The organism is Nonomuraea sp. NPDC059023 (assembly GCF_042740095.1).
Classification (GTDB): Bacteria; Actinomycetota; Actinomycetes; order Streptosporangiales; family Streptosporangiaceae; genus Nonomuraea.
In genome coordinates, this window is sequence record NZ_JBHYIO010000071.1 from 24,132 (window position 1) to 30,228 (window position 6,097).

At 66.7% G+C, this 6,097-nt stretch carries 7 protein-coding genes and 2 pseudogenes; 3 read left to right on the plus strand and 6 right to left on the minus strand.

Going from position 1 to position 6,097, the window contains the following annotated elements; genetic code table 11:
- Window positions 1-18: 18 nt before the first annotated feature.
- The 3 genes and pseudogenes from ACFWYW_RS56145 to ACFWYW_RS56155 all read right to left on the minus strand — a co-directional run.
- A pseudogene (locus ACFWYW_RS56145) lies at window positions 19-348 on the minus strand (transposase); the annotation flags it as partial.
- A 12-nt stretch (window positions 349-360) separates the two neighbouring features.
- Window positions 361-1,083, minus strand: a complete 723-nt coding sequence (locus tag ACFWYW_RS56150; protein WP_379626520.1) for a transposase — start codon at window positions 1,081-1,083, stop codon at window positions 361-363.
- 247 nt (window positions 1,084-1,330) lie between these two features.
- Window positions 1,331-1,459, minus strand: a pseudogene (locus ACFWYW_RS56155) (IS5/IS1182 family transposase); the annotation flags it as partial.
- A 292-nt stretch (window positions 1,460-1,751) separates the two neighbouring features.
- Here ACFWYW_RS56155 and ACFWYW_RS56160 point away from each other — a divergent pair.
- Window positions 1,752-2,378, plus strand: a complete 627-nt coding sequence (locus ACFWYW_RS56160; RefSeq protein WP_379626522.1) for a hypothetical protein — start codon at window positions 1,752-1,754, stop codon at window positions 2,376-2,378.
- Between the two features lie 94 nt (window positions 2,379-2,472).
- On the opposite strand, the gene ACFWYW_RS56165 is transcribed toward ACFWYW_RS56160, so the two are convergent.
- From ACFWYW_RS56165 to ACFWYW_RS56175, 3 genes are all read right to left on the minus strand, one after another.
- A complete protein-coding gene (locus tag ACFWYW_RS56165) occupies window positions 2,473-2,649 on the minus strand; it encodes a hypothetical protein (RefSeq protein ID WP_379626524.1) in 177 nt (58 codons plus the stop codon).
- Between the two features lie 158 nt (window positions 2,650-2,807).
- A complete protein-coding gene (locus tag ACFWYW_RS56170) occupies window positions 2,808-3,953 on the minus strand; it encodes a helix-turn-helix domain-containing protein (RefSeq protein ID WP_379638708.1) in 1,146 nt (381 codons plus the stop codon).
- Between the two features lie 92 nt (window positions 3,954-4,045).
- Window positions 4,046-4,459, minus strand: a complete 414-nt coding sequence (locus ACFWYW_RS56175; RefSeq protein ID WP_379638707.1) for an NUDIX domain-containing protein — start codon at window positions 4,457-4,459, stop codon at window positions 4,046-4,048.
- A 164-nt stretch (window positions 4,460-4,623) separates the two neighbouring features.
- Between ACFWYW_RS56175 and ACFWYW_RS56180 the strand changes: the two genes are divergently transcribed.
- The gene (locus tag ACFWYW_RS56180) at window positions 4,624-5,382 is read left to right on the plus strand and encodes a TauD/TfdA family dioxygenase (protein ID WP_379628324.1); all 759 of its coding nucleotides are present in this window, start codon (window positions 4,624-4,626) and stop codon (window positions 5,380-5,382) included.
- A 7-nt stretch (window positions 5,383-5,389) separates the two neighbouring features.
- A partial coding sequence (locus ACFWYW_RS56185; protein WP_379628326.1) for an SAM-dependent methyltransferase occupies window positions 5,390-6,097 on the plus strand: 708 nt, incomplete at its 3' end.

Here is a 6,097-nt window from a genome sequence, read left to right on the forward strand (position 1 = left end):
CAGATGCCCCTATGGATGTCAAGCTCGTCGGGGCGCCATGATGATCTTGTGGATTTCGCGGGCGATGTAGCGTTTGAGGCAGCGGATCGCTTCGCGCCTGGTCTTTCCCTCGGCCTGTCGCCGGATGATGTAGCCGCGGGTGCGGGTGCACCAGCGCAGGCGGGCAATGACGATGGCGTAGAGGGCGGAGTTGGCTCGGCGGTCGCCGCCGCGGTTGAGGCGGTGGCGTTGGGTTTTGCCTGAGGACGCCTCGATGGGGCTGACGCCGCAGAGCGCGGCGAAGGAGGCCTCGCTGGCAAGCCGTTCGGGATTGTCGCCTGCGACGATGAGCAGTGCGGCGGCGGTGTCAGGACCGACTCCCTAGCAGTCGAGTAGCTGCGGCCGGTGGCTGTTGATCGCTTCGGTGATCTGCGTGTTCAGCTCGTTGATCTCGTCGGTGAGATGGATGATCCGCTGGGCCAGCGACCGCAGGGTGTGGGCTGCGGCGGCCCTGGCCGTGGTGATCGGGCTCGGGGTGAGGCCGGCGCAGCAGCGGATGAGTTTGGCGTTGCTGAGGCCGGTCAGTTGCTCGCGTAGGACCGGGTCGGCGCGGACCAGGACGGCCTTGAGCTGGTTGATGGCCTGGGCTCGGGACTTGGTCGCTGATTCTTTGGCGGTCTTGAACAGGCGGATCATCTCAACAGGGCCGTCGCTGGTCTTCGCGGTCGCGGTGGCGCGGCCGGAGAGCACGGCGCGGGCTGCGGTCTCGGCGTCGATCTCGTCGGTCTTGCCCCGGCGGCGGCGTTCGGCCTTGTCGGGTTGGTTGACCTCGAGGACCTGGATGCCGGCGGCGTGCAGGTGCCGGGTGAGTGCGGTGCCGTAGGAGCTGGTGCCTTCGACGCCGGCGCGCCGCAGGATACCGAGTCCGCTGGCCCAGGTCAGCAGGTCGTGGTATCCGGCCGTGGTGGTCGGGAAGCTACGGCTGCCGAGGGGCCGGCCGCTGACGGTGATGACGGCTGCGACGTGGGTGTCCTTGTGTGTGTCGACTCCCAGGACCACGCTCTCGTCGTCGTGGTGATGACTGGAGGTGGCGTCGTTGGGCATGCTGGGCATGGTTGGCCTGGCTCCTGATGGCTCGGGACGTGGGCTGGCCGACGCCGGGCCGAGGCGGAGCGGTCAGGACTGTGATGGCGCTCTTGTTCGCAGCAAGGCCCCTATCGGGACATGCCCGTCCGGACCGGCGGCAGCAAGCACCGCCACGGACAGTGGCCGACAGATCAAACGCAAGGCACATGGCCAGTCGTAACGCGGGTCAGACCACCGCCCGAGGCGGCACCCCTTTATCCTCACAGTCGTATCGGGTGGCCACGGCTCGGAAGTTCTTCAGTCGGTTGATCGCCCGTTCGACGACGTTGCGCGCTTTGTACCCTTCGGCGTCGAAGCCGGTGGGCCGTCCCCCGGCCGAGCCGCGCTGGTCACGAGGTTAGAAGACCCGGCGTCGGGCGGGGCTTTGCGCGGGCAGGAACTTTTCCAGGCGATCGCCCCGGTTGGACGCGACCACGCGGGCGACCTTGACGGCCCGCCGCAGGCGGGCAGTGCACGTCCCCAGCGTCGAGTTCCTCGCGGAACGACCACCGCCGCGGGCCCGTCGTTGCTCTGCCGCCGCCCGACTTCCAGTCTCGGGTCCCTGATCAGGGCTCCCGCGTATCTGTCCGCCGCGTTTACACTTGGCTTCCTCTGCGCCGCGTCATGATCCCGCACGGGGGGCTCTTGTGTCCGATGAAATCGCTGAACCGCACTCGCTTCCCCTTCTCCACAGGACCGCGCAACAAGTGGCGCTCGAGTACCGGAAGCGTCACCGGGGGTTCATGCTGGCTCCGTTGATCGGGGCCGCAATCGCCGGGATCAAGGCGACATTGGAATGGGGCTGGCTGGGTACCGTTGGCATGCTTGGCCTCGCTGTGATCACGCTCTCGGTCATCGTGGCTACCCGGAAAATCTCAGCTGTTCGGCTACGTGCCCGCTTTCGCGATCCTTCAGCTTTCGCGGTCGCGTTCTGGCCACTCGATCCCGGCTACTACCGGCGTTTTGGAGCCAAGCAGTGGCGTCAGCGGTCTTACCGGGCACTGCTGGTGATCAGCCGTGTCCAGCTCGCCTTCCTGCCCGACGAAAAGGGCCGCCGCAAGGGGCGGAATGATTTCTCCCTGCCGCTGACAGGCATCCGCAACATCGTCGTGAGCCCCGGCGTCCTCCGCCCAGGCACGATGGCCTTCGTCGGGTTGGACAGTGGTCGCGTGCTTCATTTCCACGTTCTCGACCGTGGCGTGCCGTTCATCGCGGCCCTGCGCGCCGTCGGAGTCGTGGTGCTTGAAGAACATCAGAGCGAAAGCCACGGTTAGGGCGGCGCCTCACGGAGGAGATCCCGGGGCGCCGCACGCTGCCCAGAGGTCTCGTCCGTACGATGCTGAAGGTGCGCCTGCGGTTCGCTCTCGATCAGCGGTAGGGGTGCCGGTAGGCGTCTCGGGCCCGCTCGGCCACTTCGGGCGGCATGACTTCCTCGTCGGCGGCGTTGACCGCCATCAGGATGTGCAGGCGTTGCTCGGGCGTCATCGGCGCCCACTCCTCGTCCGGGAGCCCGCCATGCTCAAACGCGTCGTCGCTCTCATGCACTGATCCAGGGTGCCTGGCCCTGCAGCCCGGTGGAGGCGGGACGCCGATAGGTCCGGATAGGTCGCCTCTTTGCTCGGTTTCTGGCCTGGCGTTGTCGGCTGGTGGACGACCAGCACTCGCGACTTTGCGTGCCCAGGATTGTGCCGAGCGGCGGGCGCTTACCCCGCCGAGGTGAGCTGAAGGCGTTGCAGCGCGGTGATGCCCAGCGCCTCGATCTCCGGAAATCTCCGCCTTGCTGTTCGCAGGGCCCGCTGAATCTGGTGAGGCAGCCGCAGAGCTTCCGCCGTCAGGATCGACTGCCTGAGAGCGGTCGTCGTGGCTGAATCGTCCGCGACCAGGCTGAATGCGTCAGCTACGGTCACCTGTTCAATGGCTCGCCATTGAGGAGCAACCCCGCCGACATCCGGCGCGTCCGCTTCCGCCAGGTGAACGGCTTGCCGCACTCGTCCGGTGGCGAGCAGCCCGCGTAGGTGGACCTCTCGGACGACGAACAAATTGACCAGTGGCGTCTCCTGGGCGGAGTCCATGAAGCGATGAAGGTCCCTGATGGCTGCGTCGAAGCCTGCTGTGTCGCCGAGTTCTGCGAGTGTCCGGGCGAGCGGGATGAGCACAGTCCCGCGTTCGGTTGCGGGCGCGACGTCTGCTGCCTGCTGCAGCCGTACCGCGGCTGCGGTCTTCCTCTTCACCTTGCGTAGCTCGTTGCCGTGGGCGCGAAGCGCCCGGGTGAGGAGGACGGCGTCATCCAGCACGCCAGCGATGTTCAGTGCGCGCCCAGTCCACCGCGCTGCTGCTGCCAGGCTTTCCTCCGGCAGGATGTCGCCGAGGGCCACGCCCAGCACGACGCGCGCCTGCGTGAGAAGGTGCGCAACGTAGCGATCTGAGTGTCCCGCCGTCAGACGGTTCTCCAACCTCCAGACCAGAGGCCACAGTTCGTTGATGGCCTCGGCACTGTGCCCGGCCTCGCGGGCGAGCGCGGACAGGCGGACGGTGGATTCCCCAAATTTGATCATCGCGGCGAAGTCAGCGTCTGCTTGGTCGGTGACGCCGAGCGCGTGCGCAGGCAGGCCCAGATGTTCAGCAAGGCGGCGAAGCGCGTCCACATCCGTGAGCGCGCGCTGGCCGTTCTCCAGCCTGACGATGTACGTCCGGTCGTATTGCAGTTCTTCCGCGAGGTCGGCCTGGGAGGTCCGGGTCGCCTTGCGGTAGGCGCGGAGTATCTCGCCGAGGTGACCCCGCGACAGCGCCGCCTGAGCTTCAGGGGACGTCCAGAGCCACAGCGGCGCGGCGCAGGCCTGGTGCGGCAACCGAGCTCCCGCCACGACGTGGCATGCCGGGCACAGCGGTGAGGCCTTCCATGACTCATCGATAGCTGCCCCACACGCTGTGCAGTGCATGGCTACCTCACAGGTTCCTGAAGCCGCTCGAACCAGTCGAAGATCGACCGCTTGTAGCCTTCGGGCATCGGCAGGTCGGCGATCTCGTCCTTGGCGAACATGCCGACTTCCTTGTGCTCGTGGCTGAGGACTGGGGCGGCGTCGGTGTCGATCGTGGCGCCGTACGTCACGATCAGCACGTCCACGCCCTCGCGGATGTGGTACTGCCAGGAGTCGAGGATCGGGCCGACTCTGGCCTTCCAGCCGGCCTCCTCGCTGATCTCCTGCGCGAGTCTGGCTGGCGGGTCCTCGCCCAGTTCCAGTTTTCCGCCGGGCAATTCCCATTCGTCGCGTTCATTGCGAAGGAGTAGAACGTGCTCATCTCGGACAATTACTCCCTTTACCGACACGGGGAAAGCGTGTGGGCGGTAAGTCATTGACGGGGACCTTTCCGACGCGGAGGCGGCTGTGTTTGGAACCTAACACGCTGCATGACCTCGCGTCGGGCCTCCTGGGGCGGTGTGACAATCTGTCACTTGTCTCCGGTCGAGAACCTCATTCAGGCTGATGCCGAGTTCCTCACCGGAAGGAAAATCCCACAATGGCGAGCCGATCTAAGGGTCTGTCCGCGCATGCAGATCTAGCGACCGTCAATGCTCTTCTGCGGCGTGACGGCCTGGTCATGTTCGAAGGCGTCCATGGGCGGGCTGACGTGGTTCGCCTCGCGCGCCGGCTGGTGGTGCCCTGGCAGCATCGCGATGCCGAACCCGATGGTGTGACGGTCATCAGCGACCGCGGTCCCATGGCGGGGCAGCCGGGCTTCGCTGGTTTCGGCGCGGGGGAGCTCAGCCCTCACACGGAAGCGTCGGCTCTGGCGGTGCCTCCCAGGATGCTCCTCCTGATGTGCGGTTCACCCGCCGCTCGTGGAGGGGAGTCGCTCGTGGTCGATGGCGCTGCTGTTTTCCGTGACCTCTCTTCGGATCCCGACGTGATCGCCAGGTTGCGCCAACCGCGTAGCGTCCAGTTCGCACCCGGCCGTTGGGGGTCGATCTTCGCCAACACCGCAGACGGCAACATGGCCCTGCGTCTGCGCCTTGATGATCTCGCACATTTCACCGAACCGGTCCACGCGGTGTTGCCTACGCTGATCGGAGCCATCCGTCGGCACCAGCGCCTCTTGCCGCTCAAGACCGGCGACGGATTCCTCCTCGACAACCGGCGCATGCTCCATGGCCGGAGATCATTTACCGGCCAGGCGGCGCGAGTGATGTACCGGGTCTTGGGCGACCCCACAGCGGACATCACGCTGCCCACAGGCTTCACGGTCTGCGGTCTCGCCCTCGCCGCCCCGGCCTGCTGAGGTGCCTATGCCATCCGATCACGCAGCCCCTGACGCGCCGATGATCGTCAAGGTAGGTGCCGCCCGCGGGTACAACGAGCTCCTGGGCGGCAAGGACGGTCTCGGGAGCCGTGCGGTACTCGCCGCTCTCAGCGAGCTGCTGCCGAAGCTGTCCGTTGCGGCCAAGGCGAACGCGGCGTTCGTGCACCGCGCGGTGGGGGCGGCGGCCGCCGCAGGCGTCCGCCAGTACCTCGACTTGGGATGTGGTCTTCCGGCCCCGGGCGGCCGTACCGTTCTTGCCAGCGCGCGCGAGCACCAGCCGGATGCCCGGGTCGTCTACGTGGACAACGACCCGTCCGTGATGGCCAACGCGCGAGCGATCTTCGCCGTACCGGGATCCACCTCCTGCGTGGAGGCCGACGCCCGCGACGTGCCGCGGGTCGTGGCGGCGGCCGGCGAATTGCTGGACTTCAACCAGCCGACCGCAATCATCATGGCTGCGCTGATCCATTTCTGGCCCGATGACCAGGACCCGCGCGACATCGTGCGCGAATACCTGGCCGCTTTCGAGTCTGGGTTCCTGATTCTCTCCGTCGCCTGTGACGACCTGCTGTCTGCGGAGGTCAGAGCCAAGGCTCTTGAGCTTTACGCCCAGCTGGCACCGATCTACCCGTTCAGCTCCGCCGCGATCCTCAAGCTCTTGGAAGGGCTCGACATCGAGGAGCCTGGCCTGGTC